The 23,894-nt window shown below is 60.0% G+C and carries 21 protein-coding genes and 1 riboswitch; of the genes, 11 read left to right on the forward strand and 10 right to left on the reverse strand.

The genetic code is table 11. The features are described 5' to 3' along the window. The first annotated feature begins 269 nt into the window (after positions 1–269). Both psbC and cobW read left to right on the forward strand, forming a co-directional pair. Positions 270–1,619, forward strand: a complete 1,350-nt coding sequence (gene psbC / locus NW855_RS10285) for a photosystem II reaction center protein CP43 (protein ID WP_041438536.1) — start codon at positions 270–272, stop codon at positions 1,617–1,619. Positions 1,620–1,750: 131 nt separating this feature from the next. Next, positions 1,751–2,809 (forward strand): cobalamin biosynthesis protein CobW, encoded by a 1,059-nt coding sequence (gene cobW, locus NW855_RS10290; RefSeq protein WP_011431159.1) that lies wholly within the window; start codon positions 1,751–1,753, stop codon positions 2,807–2,809. Positions 2,810–2,870: 61 nt separating this feature from the next. On the opposite strand, the gene NW855_RS10295 is transcribed toward cobW, so the two are convergent. Next, complete coding sequence (locus tag NW855_RS10295; RefSeq protein WP_414389557.1) at positions 2,871–3,851, reverse strand: NAD-dependent epimerase/dehydratase family protein; 981 nt, start codon at positions 3,849–3,851, stop codon at positions 2,871–2,873. A 198-nt stretch (positions 3,852–4,049) separates the two neighbouring features. Here NW855_RS10295 and NW855_RS10300 point away from each other — a divergent pair, with 198 nt between their 5' ends. After that, a complete protein-coding gene (locus NW855_RS10300) occupies positions 4,050–5,075 on the forward strand; it encodes an ABC transporter permease (protein ID WP_011431161.1) in 1,026 nt (341 codons plus the stop codon). Positions 5,076–5,112: 37 nt separating this feature from the next. Further along, positions 5,113–7,269: a DEAD/DEAH box helicase gene (locus NW855_RS10305; protein ID WP_011431162.1), complete on the forward strand. Its 2,157-nt coding sequence runs from the start codon at positions 5,113–5,115 to the stop codon at positions 7,267–7,269. A 4-nt stretch (positions 7,270–7,273) separates the two neighbouring features. Here the strand turns inward: NW855_RS10305 and NW855_RS10310 are convergent, their stop codons facing one another. The 5 genes from NW855_RS10310 to hmpF all read right to left on the reverse strand — a co-directional run bounded on the left by NW855_RS10310 (position 7,274) and on the right by hmpF (position 13,348). Beyond that, positions 7,274–8,014: a hypothetical protein gene (locus tag NW855_RS10310; protein WP_011431163.1), complete on the reverse strand. Its 741-nt coding sequence runs from the start codon at positions 8,012–8,014 to the stop codon at positions 7,274–7,276. Positions 8,015–8,138: 124 nt separating this feature from the next. Next, positions 8,139–9,008, reverse strand: coding sequence for an ACP S-malonyltransferase (gene fabD, locus NW855_RS10315; RefSeq protein WP_011431164.1), 870 nt, complete (start codon positions 9,006–9,008; stop codon positions 8,139–8,141). Between the two features lie 19 nt (positions 9,009–9,027). Then, complete coding sequence (locus NW855_RS10320) at positions 9,028–10,035, reverse strand: beta-ketoacyl-ACP synthase III (protein WP_414402848.1); 1,008 nt, start codon at positions 10,033–10,035, stop codon at positions 9,028–9,030. Positions 10,036–10,040: 5 nt separating this feature from the next. Further along, positions 10,041–11,132: a phosphate acyltransferase PlsX gene (gene plsX / locus NW855_RS10325; RefSeq protein WP_011431166.1), complete on the reverse strand. Its 1,092-nt coding sequence runs from the start codon at positions 11,130–11,132 to the stop codon at positions 10,041–10,043. A 482-nt stretch (positions 11,133–11,614) separates the two neighbouring features. Next, complete coding sequence (hmpF, locus tag NW855_RS10330; RefSeq protein WP_414508727.1) at positions 11,615–13,348, reverse strand: pilus motility taxis protein HmpF; 1,734 nt, start codon at positions 13,346–13,348, stop codon at positions 11,615–11,617. Positions 13,349–13,611: 263 nt separating this feature from the next. Here hmpF and trpC point away from each other — a divergent pair, with 263 nt between their 5' ends. The 6 genes from trpC to NW855_RS10360 all read left to right on the forward strand — a co-directional run bounded on the left by trpC (position 13,612) and on the right by NW855_RS10360 (position 19,845). Next, complete coding sequence (gene trpC, locus NW855_RS10335; protein WP_414508728.1) at positions 13,612–14,532, forward strand: indole-3-glycerol phosphate synthase TrpC; 921 nt, start codon at positions 13,612–13,614, stop codon at positions 14,530–14,532. Between the two features lie 63 nt (positions 14,533–14,595). Continuing rightward, the gene (locus tag NW855_RS10340) at positions 14,596–14,835 is read left to right on the forward strand and encodes a DUF5340 domain-containing protein (protein WP_041436722.1); all 240 of its coding nucleotides are present in this window, start codon (positions 14,596–14,598) and stop codon (positions 14,833–14,835) included. Between the two features lie 59 nt (positions 14,836–14,894). Next, a complete protein-coding gene (locus NW855_RS10345) occupies positions 14,895–15,089 on the forward strand; it encodes a heavy-metal-associated domain-containing protein (RefSeq protein ID WP_099884728.1) in 195 nt (64 codons plus the stop codon). 112 nt (positions 15,090–15,201) lie between these two features. Then, positions 15,202–17,517: a heavy metal translocating P-type ATPase gene (locus tag NW855_RS10350; protein ID WP_414508729.1), complete on the forward strand. Its 2,316-nt coding sequence runs from the start codon at positions 15,202–15,204 to the stop codon at positions 17,515–17,517. Positions 17,518–17,645: 128 nt separating this feature from the next. After that, positions 17,646–17,782, forward strand: a riboswitch (cobalamin riboswitch). Positions 17,783–17,811: 29 nt separating this feature from the next. After that, positions 17,812–18,840, forward strand: a complete 1,029-nt coding sequence (locus tag NW855_RS10355) for a sirohydrochlorin chelatase (RefSeq protein ID WP_414508730.1) — start codon at positions 17,812–17,814, stop codon at positions 18,838–18,840. 111 nt (positions 18,841–18,951) lie between these two features. Next, positions 18,952–19,845, forward strand: coding sequence for a hypothetical protein (locus tag NW855_RS10360; protein WP_414402789.1), 894 nt, complete (start codon positions 18,952–18,954; stop codon positions 19,843–19,845). Here the strand turns inward: NW855_RS10360 and NW855_RS10365 are convergent. From NW855_RS10365 to obgE, 4 genes are read right to left on the reverse strand one after another with little or no spacing between them, the layout of a single operon-like run. Next, positions 19,842–20,459 carry a PAP/fibrillin family protein gene (locus tag NW855_RS10365; protein WP_414402788.1) on the reverse strand — a complete coding sequence of 206 codons (618 nt, stop codon included), beginning with the start codon at positions 20,457–20,459 and terminating at the stop codon, positions 19,842–19,844. The genes NW855_RS10360 and NW855_RS10365 overlap by 4 nt on opposite strands. A gap of 55 nt (positions 20,460–20,514) precedes the next feature. Next, on the reverse strand, positions 20,515–21,222 hold the full coding sequence (locus NW855_RS10370) for an L-threonylcarbamoyladenylate synthase (RefSeq protein WP_011431175.1): 708 nt from the start codon (positions 21,220–21,222) through the stop codon (positions 20,515–20,517). A 21-nt stretch (positions 21,223–21,243) separates the two neighbouring features. Next, positions 21,244–21,612 carry a hypothetical protein gene (locus tag NW855_RS10375; protein ID WP_228375305.1) on the reverse strand — a complete coding sequence of 123 codons (369 nt, stop codon included), beginning with the start codon at positions 21,610–21,612 and terminating at the stop codon, positions 21,244–21,246. Continuing rightward, a complete protein-coding gene (obgE, locus tag NW855_RS10380) occupies positions 21,554–22,711 on the reverse strand; it encodes a GTPase ObgE (protein ID WP_011431177.1) in 1,158 nt (385 codons plus the stop codon). Before obgE ends, NW855_RS10375 begins: the two co-directional genes overlap by 59 nt. A gap of 200 nt (positions 22,712–22,911) precedes the next feature. Between obgE and NW855_RS10385 the strand changes: the two genes are divergently transcribed. Beyond that, entirely contained in the window at positions 22,912–23,883 is a 972-nt protein-coding gene (locus tag NW855_RS10385) for a 30S ribosomal protein S1 (protein ID WP_011431178.1), read from the forward strand. The last annotated feature ends 11 nt before the right edge of the window (positions 23,884–23,894 follow it).

Here is a 23,894-nt window from a genome sequence, read left to right on the forward strand (position 1 = left end):
GCACGAGCGCTTTGAGTTCCCCGAGGAAGTCCTGCCCCGCGGCAACGCGCTCTAAACTGGCGCTGGCTGTCGAACGCTTGAGTTCTCTCGATCCTTTACGTGAGAGCCGAGGCCGAGCGTTCGCCTATTCAAGTCTTGGATTGGATGGGTAGGCGCTCGGCCATTCCTAAGCTCCTTTGCTTTTCACCTCATATCTTTTGCTGTACTGTGACCTTTACTGTTTTCGGAGGCTGGCCTCAGTGACTTCAACGACGTTTGGTTCCGCAGCGATGCAGGATCGCACCCAGGGCGGGTTCGCCTGGTGGGCCGGGAATGCTCGCTTGATCAATCTTTCCGGTCGGCTTTTGGGCGCTCACGTAGCCCACGCCGGCCTGATCGTCTTCTGGGCGGGAGCGATGCTGCTGTTTGAGGTGGCTCACTTCACGCCGGATCGGCCCATGTACGAGCAGGGGCTGATCCTGATGCCCCACGTGGCCACTTTGGGCTGGGGAGTTGGCCCAGGCGGCGAGGTGATCGATACCTACCCCTACTTTGTGATCGGTGTGCTGCACCTGGTCTCCAGCGCGGTGCTGGGTCTGGGAGGCATTTATCACGCCGTGCGCGGCCCGGAAACCCTGGAGCAGTCTTTCCCCTTCTTCGGCTACGACTGGAAAGACAAGAACAAGATGACCACCATCTTGGGGATCCACCTCATCCTGTTGGGGTTGGGGGCTTTCCTGTTGGTGGCCAAGGCCATGTGGTTTGGTGGCGTCTATGACACCTGGGCTCCGGGGGGTGGCGACGTGCGGGTGATCACCAACCCCACGCTCAACCCGGCGGTCATCTTCGGCTACCTGTTCAAGTCTCCCTTTGGCGGCGACGGCTGGATCATCAGCGTGGACAACATGGAGGATGTGATCGGCGGCCACATCTACATCGGCATCATCTGCATTGCCGGTGGGATCTGGCACATCCTCACCAAGCCTTTTGGCTGGGCCCGCCGTGCTCTTATCTGGTCGGGAGAGGCCTATCTCTCCTACAGCTTGGCGGCGGTCTCGCTGATGAGCTTTATTGCCACCTGCTACATCTGGTTCAACAACACCGTTTACCCCAGCGAGTTCTACGGCCCCACCGGCCCGGAAGCCTCGCAAGCCCAAGCCCTCACCTTTATCGTGCGCGACCAGCGCCTGGGGGCGAACATCGGCCAGGCCCAAGGCCCCACCGGTCTGGGTAAGTACCTGATGCGCTCTCCCACGGGCGAGATCATCTTCGGCGGTGAGACGATGCGCTTCTGGGATGTGCGGGCCCCTTGGAAAGAGCCGCTGCTGGGCCCCAATGGCTTGGATCTGGACAAGCTGAAGAACGACATCCAACCCTGGCAGGCCCGCCGTGCGGTAGAGTACATGACCCACGCGCCGCTGGGATCCCTGAACTCGGTGGGGGGTGTGGCTACCGAGATCAACACGGTGAACTTCACCAGCCCGCGCACCTGGCTGGCAGCCCACAACTTCATCTTCGGCTTCCTGTTCTTCGTCGGTCACCTGTGGCATGCTGGTCGCGCGCGCGCCGCTGCTGCCGGCTTTGAGAAGGGGATCAGCCGCGAGAACGAGCCGGTTTACCGGATGAAGCCGATCCGATAAGCCCGGAAGTCTCTCGGAGATCACAACCTTTGGCCCCCGGCAGGGGGCCTTTTTTTGGGGATCCCCCCTGCCGGGATGGACAGAGAGGGAAGCACGGGTAGAGACTGGGAAGGCCGAATGCGCAAATCAAGATGCACAAAGTTCCGGTTACGGTCATCACCGGATTTTTGGGATCCGGCAAGACCACTTTGATCCGTCACCTTTTGCTCAACAACCAGGGCCGCCGCATCGCCGTAGTGGTCAATGAGTTTGGCGAAGTGGGCATCGACGGCGAACTGCTGCGGGATTGCCAACTCTGCGAGGGAGGGGGCTCCATCCCCATTCTGGAGCTGGCCAACGGCTGCCTCTGCTGCACGGTGCAGGAGGAGTTCTTGCCGACCATGGAGGCTCTGCTGCGGCGGCGGGCAGAGCTGGACTGCATCCTGATTGAGACTTCAGGATTGGCCTTGCCCAAGCCGCTGGTGCAGGCTTTCCGCTGGCCCACCATTCGCACCGGCGCCACGGTGGATGCGGTGATTGCAGTGGTGGATGGCCAGGCCCTGGCTTCTGGGCAACTGGTGGGGGATCTGGCGGCGCTGGAGGCGCAGCGTCAGGCCGATGAGAGCCTGGATCACGAGACTCCCATTGAGGAGCTGTTTGAGGATCAGTTGAGCTGCGCTGATTTGGTGCTGCTGAGCAAGGTGGATCAGATCACGCCGAAGGAGCGAACCCAGGTGGAGAGCTGGCTGCGGCAACAATTGCGCCCTGAGGTTCGAGTTCTCCCCTGTGAGCGGGGCCAGGTTGCCCCAGAAGTGCTCTTGGGCTTCCAGGCGGCGGTGGAGGATCAGTTGGAGCGCCGCCCCAGCCACCACGACTTCGAGGAGGAGCACGAGCACGAAGCTTTTGAGTCTTTCTGCCTCAGCCTGGAGGGCAGCTATGAGCCGGGATCCCTAGTTGCCCAACTGCGTCAACTGGCTCAAGAGGAATGCCTCTACCGGGTAAAGGGGTTTGTGGCCGTGCCCCACAAGCCGATGCGCCTGGTGCTGCAGGGGGTGGGATCCCGATTTGAGACCTACTACGACCGCCCCTGGCGCCCGCAAGAGCCGCGGTTGACCCGCCTGGTGTTCATCGGCCAGAGGCTCGACCGGGAGCGCATTGCTGCTCAGCTTCAAGGCTTGGCTCACAGAGAAGCAGTGGCCTCTGCCGGCTGATCCCTGTCGGGATCCCTTACCCCTGGGGAGAGGGGAGTTGCGTGACTCTATCAAAGGTGGCCTAGAGGTAGGCGTCGAGAAGAGAGGCTACGGTAGGGAAGCGGCAGGGCAAGCCCAGCGCTGCTGGGGAGAGGGCCGGATAGACAAAGTGGCGGTGGCGCAGGCAGTACTCATCCCAGGCCGAAAGTCGCACCCGAAGTAGGAAGGCTAGGGCGCGAAATAGGCCGATGGGCAGGGGCAGGCGGAAATAAATCCGTTTTTTAAAATAGGCGCACACCTGCTCTACGCATTCATCCACCGACAAGGGGGGGTTGCCCAACACCCAATCCCCTCCCCCCGGCGGATGGGCCACCCAATGGGCCACCATCTCGGCCACATCGGCAGCGTGGATGAAGTGGAAGCTGGCATCCACCCGCAAAAAGCGGATCAAATCCAGCCAGCGGAGCACCTCCTTGAGGCCGGCGGTGATGTGGGAGTAGGGGTGGTGGGGGCTGCCGCCAAACAGCAGGGTGGGGTAGAGGGTGAGCAGGCGATCTGGCCAGAAGCTGCTTTCCTGCCGTCGCAGCAGCATCGCGTACTTGCTGCGGATGTAGTCGGTGCCGGCCTGGCCGGCGATGGCCAAAGGTTCTAACGCTTGATTCAAAAGGCTGGCAGTGGAAAAGTAGATCACCTGCTGACAGCGCTCCGGATCCAACAAGCTGAGCAACTCCAAGGTGTGGGTGACGTTCACCGCCCAGGTCAGGGTGGGATCCCCCCAAGCCGCCGCCATGTGGATCAACCCATCCATCTGCCGCAGCAGGGCGGCGTGTTCCCGAATGCGCAGGAGATCGCCGGCCACCAGGGTGATGGGGGCAGGCAAACGCTCCGGGGGCAACCGCAGGCGGCTGGGGTTGCGGATAAGAATGTACAGGTGGTAGGCGGGCTGCTCCGGAAACTCGGGATCCCTTTGTTGGGCCAGGCGCTCCAACACATAATGCCCCAGACAGCCGCTAGCGCCGGTAAGAAACAGGTTTCGCAAGAGATCTTCCCAACGGCAACTCATCGAAAAAGCTTCTAACTAGTCTACCGCCTTAGCTTGCGCCTGCCGGATTGGCTTAACCCCCAATTCCCCTAACGGGCAACTGCGCCCTGTTCCAAGCCAGGCAGCAACCTGGAAATTTGGCCGCGAGAATGGCAGCATAGTTCGACAGGGATCCCACTCCCAGGGAGATTTGGACCTCGCTCAACTCGACTTCTGCCTGTGGCCGCAACCTCTTCTCCCCCTGCTGGACGGGTGTTCAGCCTTTGGCCTCCCCTAGCCCTTGTTTTGCAGCGGCTGGTCCAAGCGGTGCCGGTGCTGCTGCTGATCACGGTGCTCAGCTTTTTGCTCCTGCAACTGGCCCCCGGCGATTTTTTGGATCCCTTGCGGGCGGATCCCAGTATCAGCCAGGAGTTTATCGCCCAGGAAGAGGCGCGGCTGGGCTTGGATAAACCCTTGCTTTGGCAGTATTTGACCTGGCTGGGCAATCTGCTGCAGGGGGATTTTGGCGTCAGCTACACCTATCGCGTGCCAGTAGCGCAGCTCATCCTCTCCCGCGCCGGCGCCACCCTGCTGTTGGCAGTGTGCTCCGTTTTGCTGACTTGGATGATCGCCATTCCGCTGGGGATCCTGGGGGCGCTGCAGCAGAACACTCCTCTGGATCGGGCGTTGCAGTTGCTCAGCTACCTGGGGCAGGCCATGCCCAGCTTTGTGCTAGCCATTTTGCTGCTGATCGTGGCCCAAAACGTGGGCTGGCTGCCGGTGGGCGGGATGACCAGTGTTTATTTTGCCGAGCTGGGTTGGGGGGGAAAGCTGCTGGATCTGGGCCGTCACCTGCTCTTGCCCACGCTGGCCCTGAGCATCACCAGCTTTGCCGGGCTGCAGCGGATTACCCGCGGCAACTTCTTGGACGTGCTGCGGCAGGAATACATCCAGGCGGCGCGGGCGCGTGGGATCCCGGAATGGCGGGTGATCTGGCTGCATGCATTGCGCAACGCCGTCAACCCCTTGATCACGATCTTGGGCTTTGAGTTTGCCAATTTGCTCAGCGGCTCTTTTATTGCCGAGTTTTTCTTCAACTGGCCGGGGCTGGGCAAGCTGCTCTTGGAAGCGGTCCAGAGCTTCGACATCAACGTGGTGATGGCCGGGCTTTTGCTGGGGGCCGTGATGCTCATTCTGGGCAATTTGTTGGCCGATCTGCTCTTGATGTGGGTGGATCCCCGGATCCGACCTGAGTCTTTGCTTTAGGGGCTTTGGATCCTTCCCCAAGAGCTCAGGTTTCCTGTTGTACATTGGGTTCAAGTTGGAAAACGAGGGATCCCCCATGCACTTTCAACCCGACGGCGCTCTGGACGACAGCTTACCTGGGGTAGCTGCGGAAGCAGTGGTTTGGAATGCGCTGCGGCAGGCCCTGGGATCCGATCCCGGCTACCTCCTCCATCAGTTCAGTATCTATAACCATCAGGGCCACGTCACGGCCAAGCCCGACATCCTATTGATTCATTTTGAACTGGGCTTTTGGGTTTTCGAGTGTAAGGGCTGCAACCTTTACAATATCGAAGCCATCGACGGCAGCCAGTGGCGCATGCGGGAGTGGCACAGGGAAACCGAGACCCCCTTGGGGCAGGCCGATAACCAAATGTTTCAGATCAAGAATTGGCTGCAGCAAAATCCGGAAACCCGGCCTCTCCAAGCTCGCGTTGCCTGGCAATATCGGCTGGCTTTGCCTCGCATTCGGCGACAAGAATGGCAGGAGCGCTTCGGGGATCCCCCGTTTCTCGGGGCGCTGCTTTTTGCAGATGATTTGGAGCATCCAGAGCAGTTGCGGCAGACTCTGTATGCGGCCAAAAAGGCCAATGGCGCTCCTCTCAACGCCACAGAATGGGAAGTGATCCTCAAAACGTTGGGAATAAAGTTGGGGGATCCCGGCGATGACCCAATATCTTACAGCTACGATCCCCAGGCGGTGATCCGTCGCGTCCAAGAGCAGATCTTTAAGCTTGATGAAGACCAACGCAAAATTGCCACCCAATATCCTGAGGGGCCACAGCGGTTGCGGGGCCTGGCGGGGACAGGCAAAACGGTAGTCTTGACTCGCAGAGCGGCCAAGATCCACGCCGACCACCCCGATTGGGACATTGCGGTAGTTTTTTACACCCGCTCTCTCTATCACCAAATTCGCGAGCAAATCTCAAAGGTCTGTCAGAGCAAGTTTGACCTTGAGCCGGACTGGAAAAAGATCCAGGTGATGCACGCCTGGGGATCCCAAAATCAAACTGGGTTCTATCGATTGCTCGCTAACGAATGTGGCTTAACGCCCAAAAGCTTGGAGCGGGCAAAGGCAGAGCTAAGGGATAAAAATGACTATACAACTGAGCCCTTCGACTACGTCTGCGAAAAGTTAGAAAAAGAAGCCAAGGAAATCCCTCAGCTCTTCGATGTTATTTTGATCGATGAAGGTCAAGATTTGCCCCCTGCCTTTTACCGTTTAGCCTATCGGGCTTTACGGGATCCCAAACGGCTCTATTGGGCCTATGACGAAGCCCAGGGCATTGGCTCGCTGACGGTGCCAGGAATAGCCGAGCTATTCGGGCGCGACGAGACAGGCAAGCCCAAAGTGCAGTTGGGAGGGCGGGCCACTGTGTTGCCCCATTGCTACCGCACTCCGAAGATTATTCTCATGGCTGCCCATGCCATCAACATGGGTCTTTTGCGTGGAGACCAGCCTTTGCAGGGAGTTACTCAAAAAGGGCAGTGGGAAAATTTAGGTTACGAAGTGGTAGAAGGCGATTTTCGTAAGCCTGGATCCACAATTACCCTCACCCGCAAGGCTTGCCATCCCATCGATCAAGAAGACTTTGAGCCCAAGGTGGATCCGCAATCGCTGCTAATCTGGCGCACCTTCCCTTCTGAGGAAGAGGAGCAGAATTGGATTGCCCAACAAATCGAGCGCGACCTGAAGCAGTGGAGTTTTCAGCCGGAGGATCTCCTGGTTACCGGTGTAGGCAGCTTCAAGAAGAGCAGACCTTATTGGGAAAGCCTGAAGGCCAAGCTCAAACAAAGAGGAATTAGAGCTCTCATAGCCGGCGAAGATGCCGGTCAGGATATTTTCCGCTTGCCGGGGCATGTCACCCTAGCGGGGATCTTCCGGGCCAAAGGCAATGAAGCTTGGAAAGTCTACGTTTGCCAGTTTCAAAACGCCACCGAACCGGGGCTCAGTGTGGAAGAGCAACTGCGCCGGCGCAACCAAGCTTTTGTGGCCTTGACACGCACCAAGATCTGGTGTGTCGTGACAGGGATCTCCCCCCAAGACCACCTGGCCCCCGCCTTTCAAGAGCTGCAGCAGGCCAAGGAACAGTACCCCTATCTACGCTTCCCGGCCTTTAATAAGGGATCCCTGCGGCGAATTCATGAAATAGATCCGGACTCGGAAGGCGTCTGATAGGCTACCATCTGCCCTCGAGCGAGCTCAGCTCTGCCATCGCTTTTGCCATGTCGTCCAAGTCGTTTACTCGCTCCTCAATAGCTGCAAGAATTTCGTCGTAGGCGGTGGCAGAAACGGAGCTGAAGCCCAGGGATCCCTTTCCAAACCCAGAGGGGTGGGCGGCAAAGTTGCTGCAGCCTGTTGCTTGGCGAGCTTGATTAAGGCGGGCGATCTCTTGGGCCAAAAGATCCCGTTTGCAGCGGAGTTGGTCAATTTTCGCAACGTACTCTTTCAAAAGTTGTACAAGCTCTTGTTTTTTGGCTTGCAAGTCTTCTATTGAGGCTTTTAGATTCTGCTCTTCTGTACGCAATTGTGAAAGCAATTCTTGCTGAGCTTGGATCTGGGATCCCAACTCAAAATAGGTTTGAGCATCAGTTCCATCGCCGGCTTTCTCTTCCTGCCGAAGGGGTGTCCAATTGGCAAGAGCAGCCCGCAGATCGGCCAGCTCGTTTTGCAGGTGCTGTAAACCTAGCTCTTGCCGGCTTTTGAGGTGCTCCAGAGATTGCTCCAGCAGGTGGATTTTGGCTTTGGACTCACTCCCAGCCAGGGCGGAGGCGAGGTAGCCGGTCATGCCCGTAGCCAAAGCGGCTGCCCCCGACTGCCACAGGGATCCGCCGGATCCCAGGCTGCCGAGGGCCACGGCAAGGCCAGCCAAAGCGGGAAAAGCATTGACCCAAAGCTGGCGAGGGGGAGAAGACGGCATCGTCGGCCCCAGAAACAGGTTTTCATTGATCCTAACTGCTGTTTGGGGAGGTTTCCTCACCCGCAGCCCTTCTCCCTTGAGGAGCTAGCAACGCAACTTGCAGCAACAGGGCTGCCGGGATCCCTTAGCCGATGCTGAGGCTGCTGATGTTGCACCGTCCCAGGGCAGGTGCCGTTCGCCTCACCAAGCCCGTCAGCACATTGCCAGGGCCGATTTCCCACACCTCTCGGATGCCGTCGGCGGCCATCTGCAGCACCGTTTCTCGCCAGCGGACTGGGGCAGTCATCTGAGACAGCAGTGCCTGCTTGAGGACCTGGGGATCTCGGCTAGCGGCAGCCGTGCAATTGCTGTAGACCGGCACTCGCGGAGCCTGAAAGTCAACCTCGCGCAAGGTGTGGGCAAAGGTTTCCGCCGCCGCCTGCATCAAGGGCGAGTGGAAGGCGCCGCTGACTTTGAGGGGAACGGTGCGCTTGGCCTGCAACTGCTCACAGATGGCCTGCACCCCCTCGACCGAGCCGCTGATCACGACCTGATCCGGGCTGTTGTCGTTGGCAATGACCACATCGGGAGTCATCTGGCACAGGTGCTCCAGCTTGTCGCGATCAAACCCAATCAGCGCCGCCATGCTGCCGGGGGGATCCCCTGCAGCTTCCATCAACTGGCCCCGCAGCGCCACCAGCCGCAGGCCAGTCTCAAAATCAAATACCCCCGCGGCGTAGAGGGCGCTATATTCTCCCAAGCTGTGGCCGGCTGTACAGGCGGGAGCCTGACCCTGAGCGTAGAGATAGTCCGTCAGCAGGGCCGATACAGTGAATAAAGCCGGCTGCGTGTAGCCGGTCTGATGGATCTGCTCTTCCGAGAGCGCCAGGGGATCCCATCCCAGCACCTCGCGGGCCACAGCCAACTTGCGGGCCGCCCCTGGCCAATCTTGTAAATCCCTTCCCATGCCCACGACTTGGGATCCCTGACCGGGATAGATCCAGGCAACGCTCATCAGTTCAATACTCTCCAACTCATCTGCCCCAACGAAAGACAATTGCTCCCCAGGTGAGGCCGGCGCCGAAGCCAGCCATCACCCCCAAATCCCCAGGGCCAAACCGCCTTTGGCCAATCCAGTCGGCCAGCGCAATCGGCACCGAGGCGCCGGAGGTGTTGCCGTAGCGCTCCAGAACGCTGGCCACCCGCTGGGGATCCAACTGCAGCCGCTTGGCCACAGCATCGAGGATGCGCTGGTTGGCCTGGTGGATGAAGTAGCCTTGCACGGCTGCTGCGGCAATCCCAGCTCGAAAGAGAGCCTTCTCGATAATCTCCGGCACCGCTTGGACGGCGAACTTGTACACCTCACGGCCGTTCATGGCGATGGGGCAGCAGTGGTATTGACCCACCTGCAGGGATCCCACCAGGGGCCTGGCCTCGGTGGCCATGGCCAGGCTGAGCAGCTCGCTGCCACTGCCATCGCTGCGCAGCTCGATGCTGAGGATGCCGCCGTCCCCCTCTCTTGCGGCTTCCAGCACCACCGCCCCTGCCCCGTCCCCAAATAGGACACAGGTGGTGCGATCTGTCCAGTCCACTGTGCGAGAGAGTACGTCCGCCGCCACCACCAGCGCCCGCCGGTACAGCCCGGTTTGCAGAAACTGGGCCGCCGTGGCCACAGCAAACACAAACCCTGTACAGGCTGCCGTCAGGTCAAAAGCCACCGCCCGTGTCGCCCCCAGCGCTGCTTGCACCCGCGGAGCGGAGCCGAAGCGATCGACGCCGGTGGAGGTGGCCAGGAGGATTAGATCCAGCTCCTGGGGCGGGATGCCGGCCTGCGCCAGGGCAGCCTTTGCCGCTTGCGCCGCCAAATCCACCAGGCTGAGGTCGGGGGGCAGGATGCGCCGTTGGCGAATGCCGGTGCGGGGCCAGATCCACTCGTCGGAAGTCTCCACGATCTGGCTGAGGTCGTCGTTGCTCAGGCAGGGAGTCGGCAGGGCAGCCCCCACCCCCACCAGCCGCACGCTCGGGAGGCCATTGCTGGGCATGAACGCTATCCTTCCACCCGATCCAGGGATCCTACCGGCAGGGCTTCTGGACTGGGGTTAGAGGCTGAGGCCAGAGGAGGAGCATTCTCTCCGGCATTGACTTTGGATGGGTGAGAGTCGGCCATTTCCGCTTGCAGCCGCTGTAGGATCTTCTGCTCCGCCGCCTCTTTGGCCAGGCGAATGGCATGGTAGACCATCGCCGCCTTGGAGCTGCCGTGGGTAATGACGCAGATGCCGTTCACCCCCAGCAACAAAGCGCCGCCGTATTCCACATAGTCCATGCGCCGCTTCACCTGCTTCAGATTGGGCTGCAGCAGCCAGCAGCCCAGCTTGCCACGCCAGCCGCGGGGCAACTCCTCCCGCAGCACCTGGGTGATCACCTGGCCGACGCTCTCGGCAAACTTGAGCAGGGCGTTGCCCACAAAGCCGTCGCACACCACCACATCAAAGTCCCCCGTCAGCACGTCTCGCCCCTCGGCGTTGCCGGCAAAGTGAATCCCCGGCAACTGGGTCAGGCGCTGATGGGTGGCCAGGGCCAGGTCGTTGCCCTTGTTGGGCTCCTCGCCAATGTTGAGCAGGCCCACCCGCGGCTTCTCAATCCCCAGCACGCACTGGCAGTAGAGGGATCCCATGCGGGCAAATTGTTCCAAGAAGCGGGGCCGGCAGTCCACGTTGGCTCCCACATCCAAAAGCAAGACCGGCTTGCCCTTCAAAGTGGGCAAAAGAGCACCGATGGCCGGGCGGTCGATCCCCGCCAATCGGCCCAAGTTGAGGTAGGCAGCGGCCATCGTAGCCCCAGTGTTGCCGGCAGCCACCACTGCATCTGCCTGCTTGGCGCGCACCTGTTGCATGGAGACGTTGATAGAGGCTTGCGGCTTCCTGCGCACCGCCAGGGGCTCTTCCGCCATGCCCACTACCTCCTCAGCGGGCACGACGGTGATCCCAGGAGGCAGGGGCCGGGGCAAGAAAGGCTCAAGCGCGTCTGGACGGCCGACCAGCGCAATCCCCACCTGAAGATAGCGATGGGCCAGCAGGGCGCCCTTGATGATCTCTTCGGGAGCGTAGTCACCTCCCATCGCATCAACTGCAATTCGCACGAGCTGACCTCACACTGGAACACTCCTGACAGATAAAATGCGGAGATCTCCGCTGCTCCTCTGCCTCGAGAAGTTGGGATCCCGCTATCTACAAGGCGCTACCGAATTTTACCAGATTTGCTGTCTTTGGTTGAGGCCGTCAAGCCCTTGACACTCCCAGCGCCTGAAGGCAGGGGATTCTTACGCAGCCCAAAATGGACTGGCGAAGGCGCTGTCAAGACGCCCCTAGATAGTCTTTTGAGGCATAACCTCAAAGTTCTGCTTACTTCGGAGGACTTCAGTTCCTCCAGGTTAGTCATTGCCGCGCGGGTTTGGCACCGCAGTAGGTTGTTTTCCTGGAGAAGCTCTAAAGAAGCAACTAAAGTGGCTCAAGGGCTTTTCCGCCCCGTCCTCAAGTACGGGGCTACCAAGCTATCCTTTTGTGTCAAAAGGAATGTGTGGGCACTGCCTGCCTGCTTGGGAAGACGACAGGACACAGCTCCTTACCGCTGGGTGAGGGCGGCCAGGAGCGATTGCACCTGCTGGACATGGGCGCTGGCCGTGGAGCCCCTTTCTTGATATTGAGCCAGCTCTGCCTCCAACTGAGCCAGTTGTTCCGCTAACTCCGCCCAGCGATCTCGCTCGGGGTAGAGGGTGGCCTGCAGATGGTTGAGGCGGCCCCAGGTTTCTGCCATCGCCTGGGTGCGGGCCCGCAGGGATCCCTCCTCTTGCTGCAACTGTTGCCACTGCTGCTGCAATTCCTGCTGCTGGCGGGCCAGTTGCTCTTGTTGAAAGGGCAGAGAGGATTCCAGTTGGTGGACGAGGGTTTGCAGGCGGCTTTTTTCTTGGAGAAGCTCCTGCTTCTGGCTGCCGATCTGCTCCAGGATCGGCCCGATATCGACCTGAACTGGGGCGGCAGCCTGATTTTGAAGCTGCCTAAGGCGGGCTTCCTGGCGGGCCAGCTCCTCGTATTCCCGTTGCAGGTTTTTCTCCTGAGGCAGCAGGGCTTCCTCTAGGGCGCTGCAGGCAGACTGGGCGTAGTCGATATCCAGTTCGATGTCGAACCGCTCCTCCGGAGAGGCGGTGGCCAGCCGCTCTTGCAGCTCCCGCAGGGTTTGCCGGTTTTGCTCCAGCTCGGCCCGCTGTTGGCTGACTTGGGCTGCCCGCTGCTCGTAATCTCGGCGCAGTTGGCTCACCAAGGCCGCCAGCTCCTCGACCGAGATCGCAGACCCTGAGGCACCTGACCCGCCGTTGCTGCTGCCATCGACGATGAAGTCGTACTCCTGCACCAGACGAGAGGCTTTCTGGTATAGGCTCTCTTGAGATTGCAGCTGCTGGAGAATCCTCTGCAGGTGCTCTTGATGGGCTCGCAGGGATCCCTGGCGGGCATGCCATTCGGCTTGGCTCTGCTCCAGGGATCGTTGGGATCCCCACCAAGCGGTGTGGCGTTCTTGCCAAGCGCGGTAGTCTCGATCCAGCTCGTCTTGCCGGGCCTGGGCCTGCTGACGTTCTGCTTCCAGTTGGGCAATCTGTTGATTCAAGTGCTCCTGCTGCTGCTGAATGTGGCTTTTCAAGCTTTGCAGAAGCGCCAAGGGATCTCCAGCCGGATGCAGACTCTCCTGGAGCTGTTGCATCAAAGCCTGTAGCTGCGCTGCTTCTGCCTCCCCCAAGCGGCTGGAGCGAGCTTCTTGCAACTGGGCTTCCAACTCTTGCCGCTGCCGATTCAGAGCTTCCCGCTGCTCTCCGATCAGGCGCTGTTGTTCAGCCAAGTAAGCTTGCTGGGCTGCCAGTTCCTCTTTGAGGCTGTCCAGAAGTTTGCGATCTTCCTCCACACTCTTGTATTGCTCATACAGCCGCTGCACCTCTTCTTCTTGAGCTGCTAGCTCCATCTCGCGGCGGGTAAGCTCATGCGCCTGAAAGGTGAGGGACTGTTTCCAAACCTCGATCTCCTCCTCCTGGCTGCGGGCTCTGAGCTGAAGTTGGCTGAAGTTTTGCAGATAGGTCACCAGTTGGCGAGCGGCTTCGCTGATGCGGGCGACCTGACGGTTGCCGGAGATTTCCGCCAGCACCAATGACCCATCCTTGAAGCGCCCAGCCTCCTGGGCGATGCGGCCTTCCAAGGTAATGGATTCTTCGTTCACGGCCACCCAGGTATTGTCCTGCTGCTGCTTGGCCAGCAATTGCAGAGACGACTTGGCAAATCCAATCGGCTTGGATAGCTCTGCTAGGTACAGCACGCCTGAACTCCTCTAAAACAGCATGGACAGCACCAGCCTTGACCTCACCGAGCCACTGCCCCTGGCCGGGGAAAAATGAACGGCCGCCAGAACATGGCTCGCCGAGGCGCATAAAGACTACACCACCTTTCTAGACTCAACCATAGGGTAAAAAAAACGCCTTCGCCAGATGAGTTTTGGGGATGCCTGGGGTAGCTATTCAAACCGGTGGCGGAGCACTAAGGTAGTCTAGGGTGTGGTGTAGGGTTCTGCTCAGGGTTTGTATGGAGCTGCAAGGTGAGCCGCTTTCTGTTCGTCGGCGTTCTCCTGCCCCGCCGGTGGTCGTAGCCTCTCAGGTGTACCAGACAACAGCGCCGGAAGCCAAACCGCGCCACATTTTGGAAGCGATCGTCTGGCATAAAGAGCAGGAGGTGGAGCGGCAACGGGAGCAGCTTCCCCTCAAGGAATTGCAACGGCAACTGGATCAGGCTCCGCCGGTGCGGGATTTTGTGGCGGCCCTCACCCAGTCGCCTCACCCTATCTCTGTGATTGCCGAGGTCAAAAAAGCCTCTCCCAGCCGCGGCATCCTCCGGGATCCCTTTGACCCGGTAGCCATTGCCCAGAGCTATGAAGCCGGTGGGGCCAGTTGCCTCTCGGTGCTCACAGATGAGCGGTTCTTTCAGGGCAGCGGCGAGTATCTGCGCCGGATCCGTCAGGCAGTAGGGATCCCCATCCTCTGCAAGGAGTTCATCCTCTACCCTTACCAAATCCTCTGGGCCCGCAGCCTGGGGGCAGATGCGGTGCTCTTGATTGCCGCCATTCTCTCGGATGCGGATTTGGGCTATTTTCTCAAGCTCATTCAGCAACTGGGCATGGCGGCTCTGTTGGAGGTGCACACTTGCCAAGAGTTGCAGCGGGTTTTGGCCTTGCCGCACCTGCAACAGGCCAAAGGACGGGTGCTCATTGGCATCAACAATCGCGATCTGAGAACCTTTGCGGTGGACTTGAACACAACGCGCGACCTGTTGGCCGCCCACTCGGAGCTCCTTGGCGATCTGCCTGTGGTCAGCGAGTCCGGCATCCATACCCCCGCCGATCTGCAGCAGTTGCGGGCCTGGGGGGTGCGCTCTGTGCTGGTGGGGGAAGCGCTGGTGACCCAGCCGGATCCCGGCCAAGCTGTGCGCCACCTGTTGTCATCTCAGTGAATGAAAACCATTTATCAATGGATCTCTGCGAGAACAATTGATCTCTAAGGATTGCTTGGATCGATGAAACGTATTCCTGTGCCGGCTCATATCCACTACGAATTTCTGCTGCGGGTGTTGGAGCGGCAAACCTTTCCGGCAGTAGAGGAACAGGATTTTGGCAACCGAGGCCGCACGCAAGAGCTGATCAACTCCCTGCGCAAAGCCCTCACCCAACAGGTGCAACTGGAGGAAGAGTGGCGACAGCGGGGCTATCAGGTGGACTACCGCTGGAATATGGACGAGCCTCAGCCTCCCTCTTGACCTTCCAGCCCACTGTAAGGTTTAGCATCCTTTCAGTGGCATTGGGGGGGTTTTCCAAGATGCAGGTTGTTTTGACGGTGCCCAAGCTGGCCTGTGGGGCCTGTATAGACACCATTGCGCAAGCGGTGCGGCAACTGGATCCCCAGGCGCAGGTGGAAGGGGATCCCAAAACCAAACAGGTGCGGATCACTTCTGAGCGGTCTGTGAGCGATTTGCGGCAGGCCCTCACCCAGGTGGGATATCCCCCGGCCTAGTCAATTTTGGGCCGGGAACGGTCGGGCGTCTGTTTTGAATTTCTGTACAGATGGCTGCCTTCGCCCTGCCCAGGGTGGAGAGTAGCTGTCGTTTCATCAACAAGGTGTTGCCATGTCTGCCCATAAAGGGTCATCGGGTGCACTATCGGCCTCTGCGCCTTCTCCTGAGGGCACTTGGCAGTTGGCCCTGCAAGGGATGAGCTGTGCCTCCTGCGCCCGCAGCATCGAACAGGCCCTCACTCAGGTGCAGGGGGTGTCCCACGGATCAGTGAATTTTGCCAGCGAGCAGGCCACCGTCAAAGGGGATCCCAGGCTGGTGGATCCGCAGGCGCTGATTCGGGCGGTGGAGCGGGCGGGGTATCGGGCGCGCCTTATCCAGGAGGATTGGCAGCTGGACGATCTGTCGGATCCAGAGCGGATCGCCCAACGGGCCGCAGAACGGGAACTGAAGCTCAAGGTGGCGATAGGGGTGGGCATCAGCACGGTGCTGGTGATCGGATCCCTGCCGATGATGCTGGGGATGGACATCCCGGGCTTTCCCATGTGGCTGCACAATCCTGGGTTGCAGTTGCTGCTGACGGCTCCGGTGCAGTTTTGGGTGGGCAAGCATTTTTATCGAGGCGCTTGGGCCGCTTGGCAACGGCGTTCAGCGGATATGAACACGCTGGTGGCCTTGGGGACGAGCGCGGCTTTCTTCTATTCCATTTTCCCAACGGTTTTCCCCGACTCTTTCCATCGGCAGGGACTGCATCCCGATGTGTATTACGAAGTGTCGGCGGTGGTCACCACCCTGATTCTGGTGGGCAAGTGGATGGAGCAACGGGCCAAAAGGCAAACCTCTGAGGCCATTCGCAAGCTGATCGGGCTGCAACCGAAAACGGCAAGGGTAATTCGCCATGGGGTGGAGCAGGATATTCCGATTCGGGAAGTGCAGGTGGGGGATCGGATCCGGGTGCGCCCCGGCGAGAAGGTGCCGGTGGATGGGGTAATCCTAGAGGGATCCTCCACCCTCGACGAGTCGATGGTGACCGGCGAGAGCCTGCCTGTTGTCAAATCGGCGGGGGATGAGGTGATTGGGGCAACGCTGAATCAGACGGGCAGCTTTGTGATGGAAGCGCGGCGGGTGGGCAAAGACACAGTTCTGGCCCAGATCGTGCGCTTGGTGCAGGAAGCTCAGGGATCCAAAGCTCCGATTCAACAGTTGGCGGATCGGGTCACCTCCTGGTTTGTGCCGGCGGTGATTGGGGTGGCAGTTCTAACTTTTGTGCTCTGGTGGGTGCTGGCCGATAACCCGACACTGGCCTTGGTGAACACAATTGGGGTGCTGATCATCGCCTGCCCTTGCGCGCTGGGGTTGGCGACCCCCACCTCGATCCTGGTGGCCGTGGGACGAGGGGCGGAATTGGGGATCCTGGTGAAAAGTGCCGACAGCCTGGAATTGGCCCACGACTTGCGCACGGTGGTCTTGGACAAAACCGGCACCCTGACCGAAGGTCGTCCCACTGTCACCGATATTTGGGCTAATGGCTCCTCTCCCCTGACGGTGTTGCGCCTGGCAGCGGCAGTGGAGCGGCACTCGGAACATCCTTTGGCCCAGGCGGTGGTGCAGAAAGCCGAAGCCGAAAAAATTGTGATCCCTCCTGCCTGGCACTTTCAGGCAAGGGTAGGCAGTGGGGCAGAAGCTTGGGTGGAAGATCAGTGGATTCGCATCGGTCGGCTGAGCTGGCTACAGGAGATGGGGATCCCCTGGGATCCCTCTTGGTCAGAGCGGGTTCAGAATTGGGAAAGCCAGGGCAAAACGGTGATCGGCGTAGCGCAATCCCAGAGTCTGGTGGGGCTGTTGGCCATTGCCGATCCGCTCAAACCCACCTCTCCTGAGGCAGTGCAACAGCTGCAACAGATGGGTCTAGAGGTGATCCTGCTAACCGGGGATAACCCCACTACGGCCCAAGCGGTTGCTCGGCAAGCAGGCATTCAGCGGGTAATTGCCCAAGTCCGTCCGGATCAGAAGGCAGCTTACATACGCAGCCTAAGACAACCGCGACGGCGGGTGGCGATGGTGGGAGATGGCATTAACGATGCTCCGGCTCTGGCAGAAGCTGATGTGGGGATCGCCATTGGTACAGGTACGGATGTGGCGATGGCCGCCAGCGATATTACCCTCATGTCGGGGGATCTGCGGGGAGTCGCCACAGCCATTCAACTCAGCCGGGCCACCCTCAACAACATCCGCCAGAACCTCTTCTTCGCCTTTATCTACAACACGCTCGGGATCCCGATTGCCGCCGGGGCGCTCTACCCCTTCACCGGTTGGCTGCTCAACCCCATGCTGGCGGGGGCAGCCATGGCCCTGAGTTCCGTTTCGGTGGTCGCCAATGCCCTGCGCCTGCGACACTTTCGAGCCCACAGACCGGCAGGCCGGCGTTAGGCCCTCTCCCAGGGGCAAGGGGGATTAGCGCGGCAACAGTTTTGCTGCCCTTTGAGCATGAGTCTGCCGTACCGCTCATGCCTCAGGGCTATCTTCTGGCAGACAAGGACATCCCCCCCAGGGGGCTTGGTGAACGACAAGCGGCAAGCTAACCTAAAAGGCTCAGGCAGACTGGGGAAAGTGCGGTGCAAGTCCGCCACTGTGACGCAACTGTGATGGGATCCCTCCCTCAGCCAGAACACCCACCTGCCGTTGTCCTGTACCCCTTGCGATTCACAAGGAACGGAGTTTTTTGTGTTGGATGTCCTCAGTTTTTCCCCTCCCCGTGCGGTTGGGCAGTTTTCTTCTCCTGCCTTGCCCCTGTTGCTCATCGGCCATGGATCCCGTGACCCTGAAGGGCAGCAAGCCTTTCTGGAGCTGGCCCAAGTTTATCAATCCCTCACCCCCCATCGGCCGGTGATCTCCTGCTTTTTGGAGCTAGCCCAGCCCAGTATTGCCCAGGGGGTGGAACAATGCTTGGCCCAAGGGTGGCAGGAGATCGTGGCCCTGCCGCTGCTGCTTTTTGGGGCGCGCCACAACAAGTTCGATGTGACGATGGAACTGGATCGCCTGCAGGCCCTCTATCCCCAGTTGCGCATTCATTACGGTGGGCCGTTGGGGATCCGCATCGAGATCCTGCAACTGCTGCGAGACCGATTGGCCGCTTTGATGGCCGCCCAACCGCAGCGGATCCCAGAAGCAGAAACCGTGCTCCTGTTTGTGGGTCGCGGCTCCAGCGATCCCGAGGCCAATGCCGAAGCCTGTAAACTGGCTCGGCTGCTTTGGGAAGGATCTGGGTTTGCCGCTGTGGAAACTTGCTTTATCGGCATTACCCATCCCCGCCTGCCCGTGGGATTGGAGCGGGCCCTCTCTTGGCAGCCGCGCCGGGTGGTTGTGCTGCCCTATTTTCTCTTTACAGGGGTGCTGGTGAAAAAAATCGAGGCGGCGGTGCAAGAACGGCGACGCCAATACCCCGAGATCGACTGGCTGATGCTGCCGGAATTGGGCCTTGTGGACGCGGTGCTGCACAGCCTGCAGCAACTGGAGCAGGAAGCTCTCCAGGGCCAAACCCTGATGAACTGCCACCTCTGCAAGTTTCGCCTGGCGGTGAGCGCAGAGCTGGGAGCGGGGCATACTCATCACCATGACCATGACTCCCATGGGCACGGATCCCATCACCATCACTCTCACCATCACCACAACCACGGCCATACCCCCGCAGCAGCAGCGGATCCCTGGGCCGAATTGCAGAGCTACCACCAGCGGGCTTGGCAAGTGCCCTAAGCGAGAAACAGAGGCTGCCGGCGGGATAAACTGAGATGCAGGCAGGCGATCTGTGAACCTGACCTCTGGTTCTCCTGCTCCGGTGGTTCTGCTAGCGAAAAAACAGAAACGATGATGTTCTCCCGCTCCTCTTGGGTCTCAGGTGCCGCTGCCGCGGGGAGCGGGATCTTTGTCTTCGCGTTGGTGGTGGGCCTGCTGGATCAGATCCTGCCGACCCTGCCCAAGGTTTCCCTGTCCTTGGCCGGGATCCCTGGGCTCCTGGCTGCAATTGGGGCCTCCTATGGGGCCTGGCGGGTGGTTCAGATGGGTCTGCAGTCGGGCTCCTGGACTGATTTTCGGGCCTCGCTGGTAGCGGCTCTGTCTCCCTTTGATCCCGCCGATTATGGCGGCAACCCTCGGCAACCCGAGGAGGATTCTCTCCCTTTGCAGTCGGTTGACGAGGATCCTCGAACCCAGATCCGCGATCGACAAATTCTTGATCAAGCTGAGCAGCAGACGGAAACTGAAACCGAAGTAAGCGAACACACTCAAGTAAGACTGCAGGGCGAGCAGCACCAGGATCAAGCTTCGCAGGCCAAGGCCCAACAGTTGCAGCCCCTACAAGAATTGTCATCACCTTCTTCCCCAAGCCCTGAGTCGGCAAAACCCACACCAGAGCCAGAGCTCAACCAAAAACTTCGCCAACTCCAGATGCAGGTCGCCACTCTGAAAATAGAACTGGAACTCCAAGAAATCCAACTGCAGCAGTTGGAGGTGAGGCGGACTCGGCTTCAGCAGCAGAAGCAGAAACTCAAGCACGTTCTGCGTCGCACGGCGTCCGAAAATCAAAGGCTGCGCTTCTTACAGGAGCAAAAAGCCCGGCAACTGGAGCAAACTCAACAGGAGCTGCAAACTTTGCGAGAGTCCTACCGCGCCTTGCAAGTTCTCCAGGAAATAAGCTCCACCCTAACCCAAAACCCATCTCACGAAAGGGCGGAAACGGAGTCCTCTGGATCCTCCGACTAGCCGACCCGCTTTAGAACAAATACACTCCCCTCGCTGCCCCGACCCAGCCGCAAGTCTTCATCCAAATAGGTGATATCCAGCCAACCCGTTGGCTCGCGGCGGCGGATATCGATTTGAATAGCCGGGATCCGCTCCGGAGCCCGCTCGAGCAAATCGAGAAAACTCTCGATCTCGTAGCTCATCAAGGCCTGGGATCCGAGCACCAAGCGCTCGAAAATGACCCTGACCCGGCATTCCGACTCTGGGTAGAAGCGGGCCGCCACCGCCACAACTCCCCGGGGCAGCCAAGCCTGCAGCCAGCCGGATCCCTGGATCTCCGCCACGTTAAAGACCCGCCCAGCTTTGGCCCGAATGCACTGGTAGATCTCGCCGGTGGTCAGAAGGGGCAACTGGGCCAGCCGCAGCAGGTCTGTGCTGGTGGTAAATAGGGTAAGCCAGTTCCCCTCCAACTGTTCAGGAACAGAGGTTGGCCTGGGGGTGGGGTTGAGCGCCTCCAAAGCAGCAATGTGAGACAAGATCTGGGCTTTCTGGTCAGGGGAAACCTTCCGGCCTCGGTCAGCCCCCTCCAGCAGGCGCAACAGGGCCAGCTTTTGCTCAGCCAAAGACTCAGGCATGGGCACACTCCACAGGCACCGGCCCTATTCTAGAGAACACGGGATCCCTCTGCCCTCAACCCTCCGCTTCCACCGGCTTCAGATTTAGATTTATTAGATCCGCCACCTGCTCGTACCCCAAGCCGGCCCGCACCAGCAGCGGCTCCGGCCCCGTGAGATCGATCACCGTCGAGACCTGGGCCCGATAGGGAGCCTCGTCATCCAGCACCAAATCCACCTGTTTCTCCAACTGTCGCATTTCCTCGGCGGTAAAGATTCCCCCCTCTTCCCAATCCCCAGCAGAGTCAAAACCCACCTCCAAAGAGCCGACGGGATCCCCGCCCAGCTTGGCCGAGGTGGAGACGATGGGATTGCCCAGCTCGGCCAACAGCGCCTGACAGATGGCCGAATCGGGCACGCGGATGCCGGTGGTTTTCCGCTTGGGATCCATGACCAACTTGGGCACCAGCTTGGTGGCCGGCAGCAAAAACGTAAACGGGCCCGGGATCAGCCGCCGCATCAGCCGATAGGCGGGATCGCTCACTTGGGCATACTGGGCAATTTGGGAAAGCGAAGGGCACAAAAAGGTGAGGGGCTTGTCGTTGGAAAGCCGCTTGAGACGCCTTACCCGCTCCACCGCCTGCTTGTGGGTGACATCGCAGCCAATGGCATAGACCGTATCGGTGGGGTAAAGCATGACCGCCCCTTCCCGCAGAGCGGCTGCAATCCGTTGGATGGAACGGGCCTGGGGATGCTGTGGATGGAGCTTAAAATACTCGGCCATTCGGGAGAAAAAAGCAAAACCTCAAGACTCGGAGCGGCTAGGGCTTTCCACCACTTCCGCAACTCCCCCAGAACGAGGGGTAGGCGGCACCGACAGGGATCCCTGCGGCCAATCTTTTAGCCGTTGCATCAGCGCTTGAATATGCAGACGAGGCAAATAGGGCCAGTCGCCTGCTTCCTCCAAATCCTGAAGCACCCGATAGAGCTCTTGCCGGGTGTTGGGCAAAGACTCTCGGAAGGCCCCCTCCAAAATCGTGCGGTGCAGATCCTCCAACAACCGCAGGAGCATCAACAGCTCCACACAAGCTCCCGCCCTCGCCTGGGCCGCCTGCTCAATGGCCAACTTGATCTGGCGCAAATCGGGGGGCAGATCCTCCGCCGAGATATACATAGCCGCTCATCTCTGAGTTTTGGGAAGGCAGGGGCACTCCTATTCTAAGATTCTCCTGCCCCCGAACTGGCTGGATTTTGCTAGCCGCCGCGGGTCGATGGAGATCCGGATCCCGGCCCAGGCACTGCCACACCCGCTGCAACAAGGGCTCCAGCCCCTGCCTGGCAACCGCCGAGATGGCCGATACCGGGGCACCGGCAGCCATTGACAGCCGCTGGGTGCGCTCGCTCACCTCCTGGGGCTCAAGGGCATCGATCTTGTTCAAAACCACAATCTGCGGCTTGTCGCTTAGCCCGTGGCCGTAGGCGCGCAGCTCCTGCTGAATGATTTGGTAATCCCTGACGGGATCTGCTGCTGTGCCGTCCACCAGGTGGATCAACACCCGCGTGCGCTCCACATGGCGCAAAAAGTCGTGGCCCAACCCCACCCCTCGGTGTGCCCCCTCGATCAGTCCGGGAATGTCGGCAAACACCACCCCATCCCCGGCAGGATGGGGCACCACTCCCAAATTGGGCTGCAGGGTGGTGAAGGGGTAATCGGCGATCTTGGGCCGGGCGGACGAGACCACCGAGATCAGGGTGGATTTGCCCGCATTGGGCATACCGACGATCCCCACCTCGGCAATGAGCTTTAGCTCCAGGCGCAGGCGTCGCCGCTCTCCCGGTTGGCCCCTGGTAAATTGGCGGGGAGCCCGATTGTGGTTGCTGAGAAAATGGGCATTGCCCAGGCCGCCTTTCCCGCCCCGAGCCACCAGCAGCCGATCCCCGGGCTGCACCAGATCCCCCAGCAGCTCGCCGGTCTCTGTGTCGAACACCATTGTGCCGCAGGGCACCCGCACCAGCCGATCCGCACCACTGGCGCCACTGCGATGGTTGGGCCCCCCTTTGGCCCCATGTTCTGCCTTGATCACCGGCTGAAAGCGAAAATCCAACAAGGTCTGCAGGCCGGGATCTGCCACCAGGATCACCGAGCCGCCCCGTCCTCCATTGCCCCCTGAGGGCCCTCCGGCGGGCACATACTTTTCCCGGCGAAAGGCAACAATGCCATCTCCGCCGTTCCCCGCCTGCACTTCAATTTCCGCCTGGTCGATAAAGTGCAATCGCCCCTCTCCCACCTGTGGCCCTCTCTCTCTAGCTTGGCAGGATCGCGAGGAAGTTTGCCACAAAAGCTGCCCTCTTAAGCTACTATAGTATTTCCCAAGCCATTGCCTGTCCCGCCTGGGAGGGTGAGCGAGTATGGGAGCTGTTCCTTACAAGTTCAACTGCTAATTCGCATCAACTGCTCTGCTGTTACACCCCTATGAGTCGATTCACCGCTGCTGCCGATGTAGGTTTCACCACCGAGGACTTTGCCGCCCTCTTGGATAAGTACGACTATCACTTCAGCCCTGGCGAAATTGTAGCTGGCACGGTATTTTCGGTGGAGCCGGGCGGTGCGTTGATCGATATTGGGGCCAAGACGGCTGCCTTCCTGCCTTTGCAGGAGATGTCCATCAGCCGGATAGAGGATCCGCACGAGGTGCTGCAGCCGGGAGAGACGCGCGAGTTTTTTATCCTCACCGAAGAAAATGAAGAGGGGCAACTGACCCTCTCCATCCGCCGCATCGAGTACATGCGGGCTTGGGAGCGGGTGCGGCAGCTACAAAAAGAAGACGCCACGGTGCGGGCCACCATTTTTGCCACCAACCGCGGAGGCGCCCTGGTGCGTATTGAGGGACTGCGCGGCTTTATCCCCGGCTCCCACATCAGCAGCCGCAAGCCCAAGGAAGAGCTGGTGGGCGAAGAGCTGCCCCTGAAGTTTTTGGAGGTGGACGAAGACCGCAACCGACTGGTGTTGAGCCATCGCCGCGCCCTGGTGGAGCGGAAGATGAACAAGCTGGAGGTGGGCGAGGTAGTGGTCGGCACGGTGCGCGGCATCAAGCCTTACGGTGCCTTCATCGACATTGGCGGCGTCTCTGGCTTGCTGCACATTTCCGAGATCTCCCACGAGCATGTCGACACGCCTCACAGCGTCTTCAACGTCAACGACGAAGTGAAGGTGATGATCATCGACCTAGACGCAGAACGGGGTCGCATCTCGCTGTCTACCAAGCAACTGGAGCCCAATCCCGGCGACATGCTGCGAGATCCCAAGCTGGTTTACGAAAAAGCAGAAGAAATGGCGGCCAAGTACCGCGAGCAACTGCGGGCTGCCAAGCAAGGACAAGTCGAGGAGGCGCCGCTGGAGGTTTCGGAAGAGGAGCTGGAATACGCGGCTGCGGCGGTGGAGTAAAGCCATCTTGC

This window comes from Synechococcus sp. RC10B2, assembly GCF_047502635.1.